This window comes from Thioclava pacifica DSM 10166 (assembly GCF_000714535.1).
Lineage (GTDB): Bacteria > Pseudomonadota > Alphaproteobacteria > Rhodobacterales > Rhodobacteraceae > Thioclava > Thioclava pacifica.
The window spans coordinates 639,129-657,080 of record NZ_AUND01000001.1 but is presented as its reverse complement, the minus strand read 5'-3'; the positions used below and the strand labels follow the sequence as shown (position 1 = coordinate 657,080).

Genomic DNA, 17,952 nt, shown 5'->3' with positions numbered 1-17,952 from the left:
CTCGCCCGTGCCTCAGCCTAACCGCACCGTGGTGTCGTGGAAAAGGCCCGCCTTGTCGCAGCGGACAAGACGGGCCAGATCGTTAGCTTCCGAAATGGAACACAGGTCTCAGTTCGGGTTGCTCGCCTGATCGCGGTCGTGGCTCTCGGTTTGCTCATGGGTGCCCGAGGTGGCATCCGCCGCCTCCGACGATGCCGCCATCGCGGCTTCGTCCGGCGCATCCGAGGCTGCCGGTTGCATCATGTCGCAGCCCGCCAGCAGGCCCGTGACACCGAGAATGATAAGAAGATTTTTCATGCGTCCCTCCATGGTTTGAAAGCCAAGTTATCGAGGCGCGGCGCATCGATTCATTGATGCCCGTCAACGGGATGGCGGTCGTGCATGATTTTTTCATCCCGGAGCACATCGGTCCGCGAATGCGCGCCGACACTTCGCCGCAGGTGCTATTGCAATCTCCCGTTGGATTTTTCCACAGCACATTCTAGGCTAGCGCGAGCACAGGACTTAACAGTGAAACGCGCTTCATGACAGAACATCAACGCCAGGTCATCTCCTCGGCGCTCGAGGGGCGAGCGGCCAATGGCAAGATGCAACGCCTCCTCGATGCGCTTCCCGACGATCTCCAAGGCGAGATGCTCGGAATCTGGGAGCGCGCCACGGTGCCCGCGGGCCATATTCTGATCGAGGAAAACACCGAGGCGGAGAACATCGGCTTCGTCCTCGACGGGCTGCTCGCGATGATCAAGGATCTGCCTGACGGACGACGCCATATTATCGGGCTGCTGACCCCGGCAGATCTCTTCGGGCGCGCCTTCAATGGCAAATCGGGCTACCGGATCGAGGCGCTGACCGAAACCGAGGTGCTCACTTGCCCGCGCGAGCCTTTCGAAGCGTTGCTCGTGCGCTCGCCCGAGGCCGAACGGCTATTCCTGCTCAACGTGCTCGACGAGCTCGACGCCGCGCGCGAATGGGTGATGGTGCTGGGCAGTGGCAAGGTGGTGCAGCGGGTGGCCTCTTTGCTGCTGATCCTGTGCCGGCACAAGGTGCAGGGCGCGATCGCGCCGCGCGCCCCGATCAATCTGAACATCAAGCTCAAACGCGTTGATATCGCTCATCTTCTGGGCACCTCGCCAGAATCGCTCAGCCGCTCGTTCAAGCAGCTCGAACGCGACGGGATCATCGCGATCAACACGCCTTACGACATGGATGTGCTGGATCTGGGCGAGCTGACCGAGGCTGCGGGCAATGCGCTGTTGATCGAGGATTTCGACCTCTAGGCCACGCCCAGCACGTCGAGCCCCTCGGAGAGCCGTTCGTAATCGATCAGGCGGATCTTGCGCGGGTTGATGATCTCGATCAGCCCGTCATCCTCGAACTGGTGCAGCAGGCGGCTCACGGTTTCCTGCGTGGTGGCGAGGAAATCCGCGATGTCCTGGCGCGGCAGGTCGAGCGACAGAACCCCCGTCCCATCTTCGAGCGGCTGCCAGGGCAGCCAGTCGCGCGACAGCAAAAGCATCGCACGCAGCCGCGCGTTCGACCCCAGCGCGCCCAGCACCCAGGTCAGACGGCGGGTTTTCTCAAGCCAGATTTGCGATTGCTGGCACAGAGCCCGGCGCAGTTCCGGCTCTTCATGTAGCAGCAGCTCGAAAGTCAGCCGATCGAAACGGCACAGTCGTACCGGCGTCGCGGCTTCGACTTCATATCCCCCGACCCCGCGACGCGGCGGCCCAATGCTCTCACCGGGGCGCGCGACGCCAAGGATCTGACGCCGTCCTGAAAGCGAATGGCTCTGCATCCGCAGGTAACCACTTTGAACCAGATGGAAATGCGAACACCCCCGCTCCGCCTCACACACGCGGGCATTCGCCGGCAAGGTCACCATCTGGGCCGAAGCGCAGATCCGGGCGAGCGAACCCTCCGAAAGGCTGCCGCAGACACCGCTATTCCGGCCTCGACACCCGGCGCAAACAAATGCTGCCTCCGCATTTCGCAAAGGTGCTGTCATGAATTTTCTCCGGGCTCTTCCCTTCGGCAGACGTGTGTGAACACGCAGCGCTTACCCCATAAGCACTTGCCAACCGTCGCAAACTGAACGGCTATATGTCAATTATTAAGATCTATCACGGGAAGCAAACAGAAAAACCCTACCGAATCTCGCATGCACACAGGCCTTGATTTTGCATTTTGCGATGATCAAGGTGACGGTTTCAACCATGGGTTGTTTTTCGCTGGATTCCTGACAGAATCTCTCCGGGTTGACCAGTCAGGCGCGCACCTGCGCAGCCGCCGCCGCGATCTCGACCCCATCGGCATAGATCACCTCCGGTGCCTCGAATTCCAGGCGGTAGAGCCGGGCGCGGCCCCGCCCGAGCGTTACATAGCGCCCGTCGACCATCGCCTGCGCCGGCACCAAAGCCTCGCGCTTACCGTAGATCACCTCGACCCGCCAATCGCGCATCAGAAGCCGCGTCGCGGGCCCAAGCAGCAGCGGCGCCCCGGGCCGGTCATGGCCGAGCGCGCCGGGCGCGACGCGGATCAGGCTGCCCGCATACTCCCCCGAAACGACCCGCCGCAAACGCCGCGCGCCCGCCCGCGTCACCACCCGATCTCCGGGTTCGAGGAACTCCACGGGAAGCGCGCCATCGAGCGTATAGACGCGCGCACCTGCGGCGATGCCGCCTGCCAGCGCGTCCCCCGGCGCTGCGTCAGGCCGGTCGATGTCGAGAACTTGCCGGAGCACGGCCATACCGTCCTCCCGCCGCGGATCCTGTTCCATGGCGATACCTGCTCTGCCTACTGCTTTTCGGCGTCTGACGCGCCTTTTATGAAAGGCTAACCCTGAACACGGGGTTAAGACGAGCGAAAACGCGCAGCCCCCCTTCCCCAGCGCGCAGGCTGTTGCTATTACGCCCCGCATGCGGGTGTGGCGGAACTGGTAGACGCACCAGATTTAGGTTCTGGCGCCTTTGGCGTGGGGGTTCGAGTCCCTTCACCCGCACCAATCCCCCTGAAATGCTTTCGATCGGCCTGGCTCGCAGGTTCGTGCGCATTCTGCGAACACCGCACCCTTACTTTTGCAAGGTTTTGTTTTATCATCGCTTTCGGGAAACGTACGTAAGGGAAAGCGATGACCGACCTCTTGAAGGGTCGGCGCTCGCCGCACAGGCCGCAGCCGATGGATAATGACAGTCCCCACCCGACGGGTGTGGCTGCGCGGAATAGCGTGGCGGCCGCACCGCTACGCGGGATCGCGATGCGGCGCTGCGAAATCGCCAATCATCCACAATTCTTCAGCGCCGAGAAGCAAATCGCGCTCGTCCTGCTTGATGTGCAAACCGCGAACCCGCGCATGGCGCGGCTGCTGGCCTCCTATCGCAAATGGCTCGTCACCCAGACCTGTTTCGCGCTGAGCATGCGCGGGCGGTTCGATCCCGGTGATATCGGCCTCACACCGGGCCGCTTGCACGAGGTGTTGCGTCCCCATGTGAAGGTCAATCGCAACACGCTCAGCCTGTATATGTCCGAACTCGAGACCTACGGCTTTCTGCACTGGCTCGGTCAGGTCGAGGATGCCCGCCTGCGTCCAGCCACCACGACCGAACTGGCCGAGACCGGGATGCGGCTGTGGTGTCAGGGGCATCTGCGCTGTCTCGACCTGCTCGACGGCGGTAATCGCGATGCGGTCGCGGGCGCAGATATCGATATCCTGTTTCGCGCCCAGCCGCGCATGCTCGAACTGATCCTCACCGATCACGAATGGCTCAACCCAGCCCCCTCGATGGCGAATTTTCTGGGTTCGGATGTCGGCGGTCTGCTGCTGCATTACCTGATTTCGAAACTCACCACGCTCGAGGCGGTGGACGGGCGGATCCTGCTCGAACCGATCAGCATCGCCGCGCTGGCCGAACGCTTCCTGATCTCGGTCTCGAACGTCAAGCGTATGGTGCACAAGGCCGAGACCGAAGGGCTGCTCGGCTGGGAGCAGCCACGCCGGCGGGGCTGCCTGTGGGTCACGACCGATTTCGTGAAAGACCATTTCCGCCGCCAAGCGGTGAAGTTCGAGATGGTCGACCGGGCCTTGCGCGAAACGATCGCGGCGAATGCGGGCGGTTGATCGCGCCGCGTGCCCGATCGACCCCGATCTGCCCGGATTTGGACGCTGCATCGCTGCCACGCTTTCCCTAATGTCAGCGCCGGGGCAAAGCGCATGAAAACGGCGAAAGCTGCAACATGCGCCATTCAGGGGCGTAGAGATATCGCGCAGCGCGAGAGGAGATCTCGAAAAGCGTCACACGGGCGGGTCTTCCACCGCCCAGGCTCGCAGCGCGATTGCTTTGCCCGGCCCTTTGAACGCAACCGGCCCGGCCGGTCGCGAAATGGTATCTGGCGAGACCCGCGCCGCTCCCGTATCGCGGGGCTGCCCTGTGCACGCCGGATCTGGGTCATCGACGCCGCTTCGACCGGCGCAGCGCCTCAAAGGGGGTCCGCGTGGCTTGTGTGGGCAAGCCGGACCGGACGGCGCCCGCGGGTCTGGCGGCGTCGATGACCCGACCTTTCACGGCTGTGCGCCCCGCCGCTAAGCGCGTATCGCAGCGGCACCGCACGGAGTCAGACACCCGCTTCCCGGTCGCTGCGAACCCACACCGCTCACATTCCCTTCGAGACGGCCCTGCCAGGCCCCGTTTTCGCCTTGCCACCAAGGCGCGCGCCCAATAGAAGGGCGGCTGAAATTGCGAACCCGGCCGCGATCCGCGCGGCGCATAAAGATAAGGACATCCCATGCAGGTCACCGAGACCCTCAACGACGGCCTCAAGCGCGGCTACGAGATCACCATCACCGCGAAAGAACTCGACGACAAGGTCACCGCGAAGCTCGAAGAAGCGCAGCCCGAGATCGAGATGAAGGGCTTCCGCAAGGGCAAGGTGCCGATGGCGATGCTGCGCAAGCAGTTCGGCCCGCGCATCCTCGGCGAAGCGATGCAGGACGCCGTCGACGGCGCGATGAGCGAACATTTCGACAAGACCGGCGACCGCCCCGCGATGCAGCCGAAGATCGAGATGAAAGACGGCGAGAACTGGAAAGAGGGTGACGACGTGATCGTGACCGTCGAGTACGAAGCGCTGCCGGAAATCCCGGAAGTCGACCTCTCGGGCGTCACCCTCGAGCGTCTGGTCGTGAAGGCCAACGAAGCCGAAGTCGACGAGGCGCTTAGCAGCCTCGCGGCCACCGCGAAGAACTTCGAAGCCAAGGACGGCAAGGCCGAGAATGGCGATCAGGTCGTGATCGATTTCGAAGGTTTCGTCGATGGCGAAGCGTTCGAAGGCGGCAAGGGCGAAGGCTACCCGCTCGAGCTCGGCTCGGGTTCGTTCATCCCGGGCTTCGAGGAACAACTCCTCGGCGCCAAGGCTGGCGACGATATCGACGTGACCGTGACCTTCCCGACCGAATACGGTGCGGAGCACCTCGCGGGCAAGGAAGCGCTCTTCAAGTGCAAGGTGCACGAGGTGAAAGCCGCGAAAGCCGCCGAGATCAATGACGATCTCGCCAAGCAGTTCGGCGCCGAAGATCTCGCCGCGCTGAAAGGCCAGATCGCCGAGCGTCTCGAAGCCGAATATGTCGGCGCTGCGCGTCAGGTGATGAAGCGTGGCCTGCTCGACCAGCTCGACGACAAGGTCAAGTTCGACCTGCCGCCCTCGCTGGTGGAAGCCGAGGCCAAGCAGATCGCGCACCAGCTCTATCACGAAGAGCATCCCGAAGATCACGGCCATAATCACGGCGAGATCGAAGCGACCGACGAGCACAACAGCCTCGCCGAGCGCCGCGTGCGCCTTGGCCTGCTGCTCGCCGAAATCGGCCGCAAGCAGGAGATCGAGGTCTCCGACGCCGAGATGACCCAGGCGGTCATGAACCAGGCGCGCCAGTACCCGGGTCAGGAACGTGCCTTCTTCGAATTCGTGCAGCAGAACCCGCAGATGCAACAGCAGCTGCGCGCGCCGATCTTCGAAGACAAGGTCGTCGATTACATCGCGGGCGAAGCCAAGGTGACCGAGAAGGAAGTCTCCAAGGAAGACCTGCAAAAAGAGATCGAGAAGCTCGACGAGGTCTGATCCCCGTCAGCGATCGCAAAGATCGAAAGGCCGCTCCTTCGGGAGCGGCCTTTTTGCTAGGTGCGGGTTTGGAACCTGTCGCGCAGCGGCGCGGCCTGCGCCCGATATCAGGGCTTGGCGGTGATCATATCCTGCGCCGCAGCGCCGATTTCTCGGCGGGCGCTCTCGAATTTCGCGCCGATGCTGTAGGCGGCGGTCCGCAGGGCCTCGGTGCCCTCCTGATCGCCGTTGATCACAGCGCGGAGCACTTCGCCAGCATCGGCCAGCCGCCCCTCGAAGGCGGGGGGATTGTACATGTAAAGCAAGCCGGCCGTGACCAGCACGGTATGGGTCAGCGCCCGGTGAATGATCGAAAACAGCTTCATCTTGCCTCTCCAGATCGGCTTAAAGGCCAGTCTGGGAGAAAAAAACGGCAATTTTGAGGCTTTGCCTGCGCGCTCACCCCCCCTGCGGCGCGGCGAGCTGGGCGGCCCCGGCCCCGCGCATCTCGATCACGCGGCGCGGATAGGGGATCTCGATTCCTTCGGCTTTGAGCGCATTCCAGATCAGGAACAGCACATCCGAGGTATATTTGTGCGGCCCGTCATCGAGCCCGCTCACCCAGAACTCCACCGCGAAGTCGATGCCGCTCTCGCCAAAGCCACGCAGCTCGCAATCGGGGGCCTGCGGCGTGCTCAGCACCGCCGGATGGGTCGCGACAGCGCGCTCGACGATCTCGGGCACGCGGTTGATATCGGTCTCGTAGCTGACCGAGAACGGGGCTTCGAGCCGATTGGCCGAGCCCTGATCGGAATAGTTCACGACGCGGGTGGTGATGAAATGCTCGTTCGGCACCACGATCCATTTGCCGTCGAAGGTCTCGAGGATGATCGAGCGCATCGTCATCTTGACGATCGTGCCCTGTTCTCCCCCGTCGAGCTCGACATAATCGCCCACCGTCGCCTGCCCTTCGAGCAGCAGGATGATGCCCGAGATGAAGTTGGACGCGATCTGTTGCAAGCCCAGACCGATGCCGACGCCGAGCGCGCCGCCCAGCACCGCGAGCGTCGTCAGATCGACCCCCATCACGTTCATCAGGATCAGGAAGGCGGCGCCGAAGATCACGATCTCGGCCGCCTTGATCGCGAGGATACGGGTGGCCGGGCGCAGCTCCTCCTGCGTTTCGATATAGCTCTGCGAACGCTCGTTCGACCACCGCCCGAACCAGAAGATCAGCCCGCCGAAGAGGCCGAATTTCACGACCCAGAGCAGGTCGAAGGAGAGATTGCCCAGCGGCACCTTGATGTTTGCCAGCGCGGTGCTCGCGGCGGGCAGAAGCCCCACCACATAGACCAGCGCGATCGGCAGCACGAGGAAGCGTCCGAAAGTGCGCAGGAACGGGTCCTTGAGCACATCGCGCACATAGGTGCGCACGGCGAGGAACAGGAAGACCCGCTTGGCGAAGCCCACGATCCCGGCGGTGCCGAAGATCGAGGTGAGAATGCTTTCGGCCAGAAGCGCCAGCCCGGCGGCAAGCAACGGCCAAAGGAGCGGCATCAAGCGGAGGATCTGACGGCGGATCACCGCGCGCAGAGCTCTGGTCCCGGCGAGCGGGGTCAGCCAGACGCGCAAGCGTGGGCGCAACAGGCGCGCGAGCATCCCCGTGAGTACGACCACCAGTGCGAGCGCCGCAACTTGCCCCCAGGCGGCGGGCGTCTGCGCCCAGGCCCAGGCCGTTTCCCCATAGGGTCGAATACGCGCGATCAACTCGTCCATGACTGCCCTCTTTACCTCACGCCTTCACCTAACGAAGGCCGCCCCTGCGAGGCAAGCGCCTTCGCGTGCGGAGAGGACAGGACAAAGAAAAACCGCGCCCCGGGAGGCGCGGTTTCAAACTTTGGCAGATCTGCCGGAGCGGACTCCGATCAGGTCTTGTCGGCTTCGGCTTCCGGGGTCGCGACCGGGCCTTCGTCGTCGTCCGAAGCGGCGCCGCCGATATCGTCGAACAGTTCCGCGATCTCGAATTCAGCCGCGGCTTCTTCTTCCGCTGCCAGATCCTGGATCGACTTGCCCGAGGCTTGCAGTTCGGCTTCTTCGGCCGAGCGCGCGACGTTCAGGTTGATCTCGCAGACCACTTCGGGGTGCAGGTGCACTTCGACAGTGTGAAGGCCGAGAACCTTGATCGGCTGACGGATCACGACCTGCTTGCGGTCGATCGAGAAGCCCTCGTCGGTGGCGATCATCGCCGCGTCGCGGGTGGTGACCGAACCGTAGAGGTTGCCGCCGTCGGAGGCCGAACGGATCACGACGAACTGCTGGCCGTCGAGGCGCGATGCCAGCGCTTCGGCTTCCTGCTTGGTTTCGAGGTTGCGCGCTTCGAGCTGAGCCTTGCGCTCTTCGAAGCCCTTGATGTTGGCCTCGTTGGCACGCAGCGCCTTGCCTTGCGGCAGAAGGTAGTTGCGGCCGTAGCCGTCCTTGACGGTGACCACGTCACCCATCTGGCCGAGCTTGGCCACGCGTTCGAGAAGGATCACTTCCATTGGTCGGTCTCCTTATTTCACGGCGTAGGGCAGCAGGGCGAGGAAGCGGGCGCGCTTGATCGCGCGGGCCAGTTCACGCTGCTTCTTCGCCGAAACGGCGGTGATGCGGGCGGGGACGATCTTGCCGCGCTCAGAGATGTAGCGCTGCAGAAGACGGGTGTCCTTGTAGTCGATCTTCGGCGCGTTCTCACCCGAGAACGGGCAGACCTTGCGACGGCGGAAAAACGGTTTTGCCATGGTGTCTACTCCTGTCTACCGATCAACGACGCTCACGGCGCTCGGAGCGCTCGTCGCGTTTCTGCATCTGGACCGAGGGGCCCTCTTCGTGGGCGTCGACCTTGATGGTCAGCACGCGCATCACGTCGTCATGCAGACGGGCCAGGCGCTCCATTTCCTGAACCGCGGCCGAGGGGGCGTCGGTTTTCAGGAAGGCGTAGTGACCCTTGCGGTTCTTGTTGATCTTGTAGGCCATGGTCTTCACGCCCCAGTATTCGGATTCGACGACTTTGCCGCCGTTGTCCGACAGGACCGTGGAGAAATGTTCGACAAGGCCTTCGGCCTGCGCGTTGGACAGATCCTGACGCGAGATGAGGACATGCTCGTAAAGCGGCATGCGAACTCCTGTTTTTTCAAGGCGGCTTCAAAGTTGGGCAGATGAGGCTTCCGCGACCCAACACGAGAGGCTCCGCCGGTTCATAGCAAACGCGGAAGATGGGGCCTTATACGGGTTGCGCGCCCGGATGCAAGAAAAAACCGGGCGCTTGGTCAGAGGTTGGCAGAGCCCAAGAGGACAGCGGCGTCAGAGAGCGACAAACTCCCCGAACCGCGCCACGATATCCTCTTCCGTCTGCGCCTCGCCGGTCATCGCGTCCCACATGAAGGCGTCGAGTTTGTGAAACGGGATCACATGGTCGTCCGTATCCGTCTTCAGACGAAACGCAGGGCCGGAGTCTGGGATCGTGCGCAGTTCGGTGATGCGCAGCGCCTGTGGCACCAACAGCCCATACCAATAGCCCGGAGCGTCTTGCCCGCTCCGCTTGAAGACGTTGACAAGCGGCCGGCCCGTCGCGCCTCGTTCCGGCGGATAGTCGCCCCAGCGCCAGTGCGGCGCCCCGCCCCCGACCCCGGAGGTGGCCCAGGCGGCATGGTCTCGCAACAGGATGGCATAGCCCCTGTCCGGGGAGAGCGCGTAAAGCCCGCCCGCGGCTTTGAACGGCGCCTCGGTTCCGCGCTCGAGCGCGTCACTGACGGCGCTTTGGGAAAGCCATTGCGTCTTGGGCGAACCAAACAGCTTGCGGAACATTGGGGCGTCGGGCTCCTCACGGCAGGGCTGAGCCGCGTCGCGACCTTGGCCCATCCTGCTATCCCTTCGGCGGCAGGTTCCAGCAAAGATTGCGGGGGAAGGGGATTTACAACGGCGCCATGTGACCGGCGCGATGAGCCGCTCGCGCCCCCTGCCCGCTCAGTCCAGCCGCCCAGCGGCAAGGATCGGGCCGGGCAGAGGAAGCGAATGACCTTGGCGCGCGGCCTGCACGATCAACACGGCCGGCGCCTCTCCTTCGAGTTCGATCGAGAGCGTGGTTGGCGTCTTGCCGTCCCAGTCGGCCACGGCGCGCCAGCTGGTGACGATATTGGAATAGGTCACCGTGCGCCCGGCATTCTCCCCGCGCAGGATATCGACCGTGGCTTGCGGCTGGTATCGCACGACCTGCACCACGGCAGGTTCGCTCGCACCATCGACCGGGCTCAGAGAGACCTCGTAGCGCCCGCCCTGCCCCTCGATCGTCAGTTTGACCGGCTGCGCCTCTTCCGCTTCGCGGGTGATGGCAGCAAGAAGATCGGTACGCTGCGGGCCGACCAGAGCCTCGCGCCCCTCGACGATCATTTGCGGCGTGTAGACCGTGCGCTCGCCCGCGGCCAGCGCATAGGCTTTCTGACGAGCCGTGAATTCCGGTTTGCCGAAGGGATCCTTCCAGCCGAGATAATCCCAGTAATCGACGTGAAGCGCGAGCGCGATCACGTCCGGCCGCTCGGCGATCTCCTCGAAAAGCGCGTCGGCGGGCGGGCAGGACGAACAGCCCTGCGAGGTGAAAAGCTCTACCACGACGGGGCCGGCATTCGTCTCTTCGGACGAGACGCGTTGCACCGAGGCTTCTGCATCCGGCGCCATGGATTGCACCATCGCCTCGGAGACGCGCAGGCGCATGCCGGGCGGGGCATCGGGAACGTAGGTTGCGCCCGTGCCGGAGGCGATATCATCCGCCCGCACGTATTCGGGCATCGCAACGCCACCAAGCGCCGCTGCCATGCCGATCCAGATCGCGGTAAAACTCCCTGCGCGCACCATGCAACCTCTTCCCACCGTCCGCCTTTATACCTAGCGCCGTGGCCGATACCATGACCAATCAAGGTTTTGAGAGATTTCTTGCGGTCTGCGCGCAAAAAACGAAATTATGTGTAAAATCGCTGCAGGTTTCCCTCCGGGAAGGACCAGGAAACGATTTTTTGTGTGCAACGGTATACAAAAAATGCGTCCTCCCTCTTGAACGGATGGAAAGCTTCAGGCAAACACAGCGCCAGCGACACCCTTAGGACCCATGAAGGGAGGCCATTCTCATGCCCATCGTTACCGGTAAGGATACTGCCAAGACTCGCCGCGAGCTCAGCGTCGGCGGCAAGAGCTATGCCTATTATTCGATCCCCGCGGCCACCGAAGCTGGCCTCGGCGATTTCTCGAAACTGCCCGCCTCGCTGAAAGTGGTGCTCGAGAACCTCCTGCGCTTCGAAGATGACGGCTTCACCGTGTCGGTGGACGACATCAAGGCCTTCGGCGAATGGGCCGAAAAGGGTGGCCAGAACCCGCGCGAAATCGCGTATCGCCCCGCCCGCGTGCTGATGCAGGACTTCACCGGCGTTCCCGCCGTGGTCGACCTCGCCGCGATGCGCGACGGCATCAAGGGCCTGGGCGGCGACGCGCAGAAGATCAACCCGCTGGTTCCGGTTGACCTCGTGATCGACCACTCGGTGATGATCGACGAGTTCGGCAACCCGCGCGCCTTCCAGATGAACGTGGATCGTGAATACGAGCGCAACATCGAGCGCTACAAGTTCCTCAAATGGGGTCAGACCGCGTTCGAGAACTTCCGCGTCGTTCCCCCGGGCACCGGCATCTGCCACCAGGTGAACCTCGAATATCTCGCTCAGACCGTCTGGACCGACAAGGATCAGGCCGGCACCGAAGTCGCCTACCCCGATACGCTCGTGGGCACCGACTCGCACACCACCATGGTCAACGGCGCCGCCGTTCTCGGCTGGGGCGTGGGCGGCATCGAGGCTGAAGCCGGCATGCTCGGCCAGCCGATCTCGATGCTGATCCCGGAAGTCGTGGGCTTCAAGCTCACCGGCGAGATGGTCGAAGGCACCACCGGCACCGACCTCGTGCTGAAAGTCGTCGAGATGCTGCGCGCCCATGGCGTGGTCGGCAAATTCGTCGAGTTCTACGGCCCCGGCCTCGACAAGCTGCCGCTGGCACAGCGCGCGACCATCGCCAACATGGCGCCCGAATACGGCGCGACCTGCGGCTTCTTCCCGGTCGATGCCGAAACGCTGCGCTACCTCGAGCAGACGGGCCGCGACAAGGACCGCATCGCGCTGGTCGAAGCCTATGCCAAGGAAAACGGCATGTGGCGTGACGCGGATTATTCGCCGATCTACTCCTCGACTCTGGAACTCGACATGGGCTCCATCGTCCCGGCAATTTCCGGTCCGAAGCGTCCGCAGGATTACCTGCCGCTGACCGGTGCGGCCGATGCGTTCGAGAAAGTCGTCGCCGAATATCGCGGCATCGACATCTCGTCCGACGCCAAGGACATGGCCGATGAAGGCCCGGTCGCGACCAAATCGGTCACCATCGGCAAGACCGCGAAAGTCGAGGGCGAGGATTACGAGCTGCGCGACGGCTCGGTGGTGATCGCCTCGATCACGTCCTGCACCAACACCTCCAACCCCTATGTGCTGATCGGCGCAGGTCTCGTAGCGCGCAAGGCGCGTGAACTGGGCCTGACCCGCAAGCCGTGGGTGAAGACCTCGCTGGCACCTGGCTCACAGGTCGTGTCGGAATACCTGGAAGCCGCCGGCCTTCAGGAAGACCTCGACGCGGTGGGCTTCAACCTCGTGGGTTACGGCTGCACCACCTGTATCGGCAACTCGGGTCCGCTCCAGCCGGAGATCTCGAAGGCGATCAACGACAACGACCTGATCGCGACCTCGGTGCTCTCGGGCAACCGCAACTTCGAAGGCCGGATCTCGCCGGACGTGCGCGCCAACTACCTCGCGTCGCCGCCGCTCGTCGTGGCCTATGCGATCGCGGGCGACATGAATATCGACCTGAGCTCGGAGCCGCTGACCCACACCGAAGACGGCAAGCCGGTCTATCTCAAGGACATCTGGCCGACCGACAAGGAGATCGCCGATCTCGTCGAGAAGGTCGTGACCCGCGAGAAGTTCCAGTCGAAATATGCCGACGTGTTCAAGGGCGACGAGAAGTGGCAGGGCGTTGAGGTTTCGGGTGGCGAAACCTACGACTGGCCGCCGACCTCGACCTACATCCAGAACCCGCCCTACTTCCAGGGCATGTCTCCGGATGCCGGTGAGATCTCGAACATCAAGGGCGCGGGCATCCTCGCCGTGCTGGGCGACTTCGTCACCACCGACCACATCTCGCCCGCGGGTTCGTTCAAGCCCGATACCCCGGCCGGGAAATACCTGGTCGAGCGTCAGGTCGCTCCGAAAGACTTCAACAGCTACGGCTCGCGCCGCGGCAACCACGAAGTCATGATGCGCGGCACCTTCGCCAACATCCGCATCAAGAACGAGATGCTCGATGGCGTCGAGGGCGGCTTCACCAAGGGCCCCGATGGCAAGCAGACCTCGATCTACGACGCCGCGATGGCCTATGCCAAGGAAGGCAAGCCGCTGGTGATCTTCGGTGGCGAGCAATACGGCGCAGGCTCCTCGCGCGATTGGGCGGCGAAGGGCACCAACCTGCTCGGCGTGAAGGCCGTGATCGCGGAGAGCTTCGAGCGTATCCACCGCTCGAACCTCGTCGGCATGGGCGTCATCCCCTTCGAGTTCACCGAAGGCATGACCCGCAAGGATCTCAACCTCACCGGTGAGGAAGAGGTCTCGATCGAGGGTCTGGAAGGCGATATCAAGCCGCAGTCGATCGTGCCCTGCACCATCACCTACAAGGATGGGTCGACCAAGGTGATCAATCTCAAGAGCCGCATCGATACCGCGGTCGAGATCGAATACCTGCGCAATGGCGGCGTGCTGCACTACGTGCTGCGCAACCTCGCCAAGGCCTGATCGGTCTGACAGAATTGGAAAAGGCCCCGCGGTTGCGGGGCCTTTCTCGTTTCGGCAGATATCGCCGGACGGCGGATGGCGCGGAGGGCTCTCCGAGGGGCAAGGGCGGGATTGAGCCCTACGCGGCCAATTTGGTTGATTTGCGATGGACGGTTCGGCAGGTTTCTATCTCATGAAGGATTTTAAAAACGGCCACACCGGCGGGTGCAAGTGCGGAGCGATCCGCTACAGAACAGTGCCGCACACTGGCAATGCCTACGTCTGTAATTGTCACTTTTGCCAACGCACGACCGGGGGGCCGTTTCTTGTGGAGCATTGTTTTACCAAAGACGAGATCGAGGTTCTGGAAGGTGTGCCCTTGGTTTACACGCACATTTCAGAGGGCAGCGGGAAGGAAGTTTACCTTCATTTCTGTAGGGACTGCGGTTCGCATCTATTCCTCACGCTGCAGCGCTGGGGCGACACAATGAACGTCTTCACGACCAGTTTCGACAACCCGCAGGAAGTCGGATTTGATGCCGAAACCTTGCGCTACCTTTTCTTGGAGGCCGCGCAGTCGGGGACAATCACACCTAAAGGCTTCCATGCTTATGAGGGCCATTGTGCCCCTGCAGACGGTTCGCCCGCGATCGAGCACGTGTTCGGCGAGCATGTTTTGAACAGTGAAACAGACCAGGGTTCCGGACCGCATACCGGTGGATGCCTTTGCGGCAACGTCCGCTATGAAGCGGATGATCAACCGGTTGCAGTTGTTATCTGTCATTGCCGATCCTGTCAGAAGTCGTTGGGCTCCGGCGTGAATTTCGAGTTGCTCTGGGACCCGGACAAGTTCCGGATCACCAAGGGCACGCCAGTAGTTCATCGTCACCGTGGCGGCAGCGGAAAGGCACTTGAAAAACGGTTCTGCGGTAACTGTGGGACTGCCATATGGCTTACCGGCGAGCGATTTGACGAGGTTGGTGTATTCCGGGGGACGCTCGACCGACCCAACCGGATCGACGTCTCGCCCAAAACCGCTCTTCAGATATTTCTGAGCGAGGCCCTTCCAAGCGGCACGGTGATTGCCGGCATAGAAGCTTTCGACGCACATCGACGCGCACCTGACGGCTCGATCAACACTGGCCGCACCTATGATCAACATTGGCGCGTCGGTGACGGAAGCGGGTTGTAGGATCAAAACCTCCGACCAAGATAGTGCCAAATGCCTGAGGCAGCTTCGTTACGCCTCGCAGACCTTCTCTTCAGCAACGGGAGCATGTCGCCACACCGGGCATGCGTTACCGGAACGCTCAATCCACCCCAACATCGCCGGCCCCTGCCCCCTTGTGCTATACTTCTCGCCATCACAAGGGAGGACGGCGCGATGAACAGGCGCGAGATGTTGGCCCTGACGGGCGGCGCTATGGCCGCAAGCGGGGCGTTGGGAGGTGCTGCGCGACCGGTACGGGCGGAGGCCGTGATGGGCGATGGCGGGCTTTACCAGCAGAGCTTCTTTCACGACAGTTTTCTTGACCTCGGCGAGGATCTGAACGAGGCCGCGGATCAGGGAAAGGGGCTGATGGTGCTCTTCGAGCAGCGCGGATGCCCCTATTGCCGCGAGATGCATCTGGTGAACTTCAAGCGATCCGAGATCACGGATCTCATCAAGGCCAGCTTCGTCGTCTTGCAGCTCGATCTCTGGGGTGCGCGGGAGGTTACCGATTTCGACGGCGAGGCGCTGGAGGAGCGCGCGCTGGCACAGAAATGGTTCGTGAACTTCACGCCGACGCAGGTGCTGATCCCGGCTCAGAACGCAGGCGCAACCGATCTGCGCGCGGCCGAGGCTTTCCGAATGCCGGGCTATTTCAAACCGTTCCACCATCTCTCGGGGCTGGAATACGTCGCGACCGGCGCCTATCGAGACCAGCCCTTCCAGCGTTTCTTGCAAGACAAGTTCTCTGCGCTGGCGGAACAGGGGATCGACCCCGACGTGTGGTGAGCCCCAAACGCAAACGACCCGCGCGAGGCGCGGGCCGTTCTCGAATTTTCGCTCAGGCTCAGGCGAGCTCGAGGTTACCCGCCGACTGGCGGCCGTCACGGCCGGTTTCCAGGTCGTAGGTCACTTTCTGACCATCGTCGAGGCGCTGGATGCCGGCGCGCTCAACCGCCGAGATGTGCAGGAAGATGTCCTTGCCGCCATCATTCGGGGCAATGAAGCCATAACCTTTGGTGCTGTTGAACCATTTCACGGTGCCTTCGGCCATCGTGTGTCTCCTTCAAATAAGTGCTGCCCGCGGAATGCGTCAGCCTGGCCGTGTCAGTTCTTGGTAGCGAACTGAAGCCGGTAAGGGAGACAGTGCGTGTCGGAAGCAAACGTAGCGAGGCAGCACATAGGCGCTTCGCGATCAAATTGCAATGGTGGATCGGATCAAGCCGCCTGAGAAGATGCGGGATTGCGATCTTCGCGCTGGATGAAGCGCCCGCCGGCCGCCTTCACCCTCAGGGCGAACTTGCGCTTATGCCCACGGATCGCATGGCCCACGAGGGCGCGCAAATGCCCTTCTGATTTGAGCTGGCGCGCCATGCCGTGATCATATCCCGGCAGCAGGAAATGCGCGATATTCGGAGCGATCGGGAATCTGCGTGCATGGATCATCTCGTCAGGATGATCGGCGTGAAGCGCGAAAATCTGAGGATCGTGCGGCAAATGCTTGCCAAGCTTCGGCACACGGTAGTTCCCGATGCGGTTGCGCAGGAAGCGCCAGCGATGCTCCTCAGGGACGTGATCGGGATGCACCGAAACCTGCGGCGAGATCGCACACACCACATCGAAGGGCAGATGCCGCGTCATTTCGAGCGCCATGAAGCCGCCCATCGAATTGCCGATCCCCACGAGGCGCTCGGCGCCCGTCTCGGCCTGCGTGCGTTCGATCGTGAGGGAAATCGCCCCGATCAGCCCCGGCGCATTGAGCCAGCTGCGGGCGGAATCTGCGATGAAAAGAACCGGGTTTTCGCCGCGCTGGCTTGCGATGGCGCGAAACTCGGGCGGTTGCGGCGCGGTGCGCGAATGCCCGACACCGGCAAAGGAGACCACAAGCGTCTTGCCTGTGCCCGGCTGGAAATGCGCATGCAGCGGCGCGCGCGTGACGACCGCGCGCAGCTCGTGTCCCTGTCTTGCCGGAAGAAATACCATTTATCGCCTTTGCCCGTTCCCGCGGGCCTTTATTGACCCGGACTGCTCACCAAACCGTTACCAGTCACAACTTTCGCAAAATGGGAGAAACTTTGGCATTTTGGTGATCTTCGCCAATTGCAAACGGCGTTCAGGCGGAACGGCCCTCCAGAGCAACCGGAAAGGGATTTTGTTCCCTTTATGTTCACGCTAGATTATCGCCATGAGCATGCCCCTGCCCTTTCCCCTGCGCGCGGGCCGCACCCATGAGGTCTGCGGCCTCGGCGCCACGAGCTTTGCCTGCGCGGTCGCTGCGACCACATCCGGCCCGGTGATCTGGGTCAGCGAGCGCCATCGCCGCGACGGGCTCAACCCGCGCGGGCTGCTGAGCTTCTTCGACCCGGCGCGGCTCCTGATCGCGCGGGGCAAGGATCAGACCGATACGCTCGCGGTGATGGAAGAGGCGTTGCGCGATGGCTCGGCCCCGCTGGTGATCGGCGAGACGCCGAAGGCGATCAGCCTCACCGAGGGGCGACGGTTGCAACTCGCGGCCAAGCAAGGCGAAGCGACGGGACTGTGCCTGATCTCGCCACAGGGTGGCTCGAACGCGGCCGAGACGCGCTGGCAGGCGATGCCGATCTTCGAGCGCGATCTGCGCGAGGGGGTGGATGCGCCACGGCTGCGCTGGCGGCAGATCAAGAACAAGTCCGGCCCCTGCCGTGCCTGGGAGGTGCGCTGGAACGCGCGCGACCGCGGCCCCGAGATCCTGAGCGTTACCGATTGCGCGCCGGAACCCGGCTGATCGGC

At 62.9% G+C, this 17,952-nt stretch carries 19 protein-coding genes and 1 tRNA gene; 8 read left to right on the top strand and 12 right to left on the bottom strand.

The window, feature by feature from the left end:
* Positions 1-108 precede the first annotated feature (108 nt).
* The gene (locus tag TP2_RS02945) at positions 109-297 is read right to left on the bottom strand and encodes a hypothetical protein (protein ID WP_038073040.1); all 189 of its coding nucleotides are present in this window, start codon (positions 295-297) and stop codon (positions 109-111) included.
* Between the two features lie 227 nt (positions 298-524).
* Here TP2_RS02945 and TP2_RS02940 point away from each other — a divergent pair, with 227 nt between their 5' ends.
* Positions 525-1,277 (top strand): Crp/Fnr family transcriptional regulator, encoded by a 753-nt coding sequence (locus TP2_RS02940; RefSeq protein WP_051692135.1) that lies wholly within the window; start codon positions 525-527, stop codon positions 1,275-1,277.
* Here the strand turns inward: TP2_RS02940 and TP2_RS02935 are convergent.
* Positions 1,274-1,882, bottom strand: coding sequence for a Crp/Fnr family transcriptional regulator (locus TP2_RS02935; RefSeq protein WP_038073038.1), 609 nt, complete (start codon positions 1,880-1,882; stop codon positions 1,274-1,276). The genes TP2_RS02940 and TP2_RS02935 overlap by 4 nt on opposite strands.
* Before the next feature lie 381 nt (positions 1,883-2,263).
* Positions 2,264-2,746, bottom strand: a complete 483-nt coding sequence (locus TP2_RS02930) for a Hint domain-containing protein (RefSeq protein ID WP_051692134.1) — start codon at positions 2,744-2,746, stop codon at positions 2,264-2,266.
* Positions 2,747-2,917: 171 nt separating this feature from the next.
* Here TP2_RS02930 and TP2_RS02925 point away from each other — a divergent pair.
* The 3 genes from TP2_RS02925 (at position 2,918) to tig (ending at position 6,108) form a co-directional block, all read left to right on the top strand.
* Positions 2,918-3,001: transfer RNA gene (locus TP2_RS02925), tRNA-Leu, on the top strand.
* A 126-nt stretch (positions 3,002-3,127) separates the two neighbouring features.
* A complete protein-coding gene (locus TP2_RS02920; RefSeq protein WP_051692133.1) occupies positions 3,128-4,114 on the top strand; it encodes a hypothetical protein in 987 nt (328 codons plus the stop codon).
* A gap of 665 nt (positions 4,115-4,779) precedes the next feature.
* A complete protein-coding gene (gene tig, locus TP2_RS02915) occupies positions 4,780-6,108 on the top strand; it encodes a trigger factor (RefSeq protein WP_038073036.1) in 1,329 nt (442 codons plus the stop codon).
* 107 nt (positions 6,109-6,215) lie between these two features.
* Here the strand turns inward: tig and TP2_RS02910 are convergent, their stop codons facing one another.
* The 7 genes from TP2_RS02910 to TP2_RS02880 all read right to left on the bottom strand — a co-directional run bounded on the left by TP2_RS02910 (position 6,216) and on the right by TP2_RS02880 (position 10,974).
* Entirely contained in the window at positions 6,216-6,473 is a 258-nt protein-coding gene (locus TP2_RS02910) for a hypothetical protein (RefSeq protein ID WP_038073033.1), read from the bottom strand.
* 73 nt (positions 6,474-6,546) lie between these two features.
* Positions 6,547-7,863: a mechanosensitive ion channel family protein gene (locus tag TP2_RS02905; RefSeq protein ID WP_038073031.1), complete on the bottom strand. Its 1,317-nt coding sequence runs from the start codon at positions 7,861-7,863 to the stop codon at positions 6,547-6,549.
* Positions 7,864-8,012: 149 nt separating this feature from the next.
* A complete protein-coding gene (rplI, locus tag TP2_RS02900; protein WP_038073029.1) occupies positions 8,013-8,627 on the bottom strand; it encodes a 50S ribosomal protein L9 in 615 nt (204 codons plus the stop codon).
* 12 nt (positions 8,628-8,639) lie between these two features.
* A complete protein-coding gene (rpsR, locus tag TP2_RS02895; protein ID WP_038073027.1) occupies positions 8,640-8,864 on the bottom strand; it encodes a 30S ribosomal protein S18 in 225 nt (74 codons plus the stop codon).
* Between the two features lie 22 nt (positions 8,865-8,886).
* Positions 8,887-9,240: a 30S ribosomal protein S6 gene (rpsF, locus tag TP2_RS02890; protein WP_038073025.1), complete on the bottom strand. Its 354-nt coding sequence runs from the start codon at positions 9,238-9,240 to the stop codon at positions 8,887-8,889.
* Positions 9,241-9,426: 186 nt separating this feature from the next.
* Positions 9,427-9,930, bottom strand: coding sequence for a hypothetical protein (locus TP2_RS02885; RefSeq protein WP_038073023.1), 504 nt, complete (start codon positions 9,928-9,930; stop codon positions 9,427-9,429).
* Positions 9,931-10,089: 159 nt separating this feature from the next.
* Positions 10,090-10,974: a DUF1223 domain-containing protein gene (locus TP2_RS02880; RefSeq protein ID WP_240473693.1), complete on the bottom strand. Its 885-nt coding sequence runs from the start codon at positions 10,972-10,974 to the stop codon at positions 10,090-10,092.
* A 269-nt stretch (positions 10,975-11,243) separates the two neighbouring features.
* On the opposite strand from TP2_RS02880, the gene acnA reads away from it, so the two are divergent.
* The 3 genes from acnA (at position 11,244) to TP2_RS02865 (ending at position 15,972) form a co-directional block, all read left to right on the top strand.
* Positions 11,244-13,994, top strand: a complete 2,751-nt coding sequence (gene acnA, locus TP2_RS02875) for an aconitate hydratase AcnA (protein ID WP_038073020.1) — start codon at positions 11,244-11,246, stop codon at positions 13,992-13,994.
* Between the two features lie 145 nt (positions 13,995-14,139).
* Positions 14,140-15,165, top strand: a complete 1,026-nt coding sequence (locus tag TP2_RS18175) for a GFA family protein (protein WP_084713836.1) — start codon at positions 14,140-14,142, stop codon at positions 15,163-15,165.
* A gap of 192 nt (positions 15,166-15,357) precedes the next feature.
* Positions 15,358-15,972, top strand: coding sequence for a thioredoxin family protein (locus TP2_RS02865; RefSeq protein WP_206198301.1), 615 nt, complete (start codon positions 15,358-15,360; stop codon positions 15,970-15,972).
* A gap of 58 nt (positions 15,973-16,030) precedes the next feature.
* On the opposite strand, the gene TP2_RS02860 is transcribed toward TP2_RS02865, so the two are convergent.
* Positions 16,031-16,237, bottom strand: a complete 207-nt coding sequence (locus TP2_RS02860) for a cold-shock protein (RefSeq protein WP_038073016.1) — start codon at positions 16,235-16,237, stop codon at positions 16,031-16,033.
* Between the two features lie 164 nt (positions 16,238-16,401).
* The gene (locus TP2_RS02855) at positions 16,402-17,166 is read right to left on the bottom strand and encodes a hypothetical protein (RefSeq protein WP_038073014.1); all 765 of its coding nucleotides are present in this window, start codon (positions 17,164-17,166) and stop codon (positions 16,402-16,404) included.
* 202 nt (positions 17,167-17,368) lie between these two features.
* On the opposite strand from TP2_RS02855, the gene TP2_RS02850 reads away from it, so the two are divergent.
* Positions 17,369-17,947 carry an ImuA family protein gene (locus tag TP2_RS02850; RefSeq protein WP_038073013.1) on the top strand — a complete coding sequence of 193 codons (579 nt, stop codon included), beginning with the start codon at positions 17,369-17,371 and terminating at the stop codon, positions 17,945-17,947.
* The last annotated feature ends 5 nt before the right edge of the window (positions 17,948-17,952 follow it).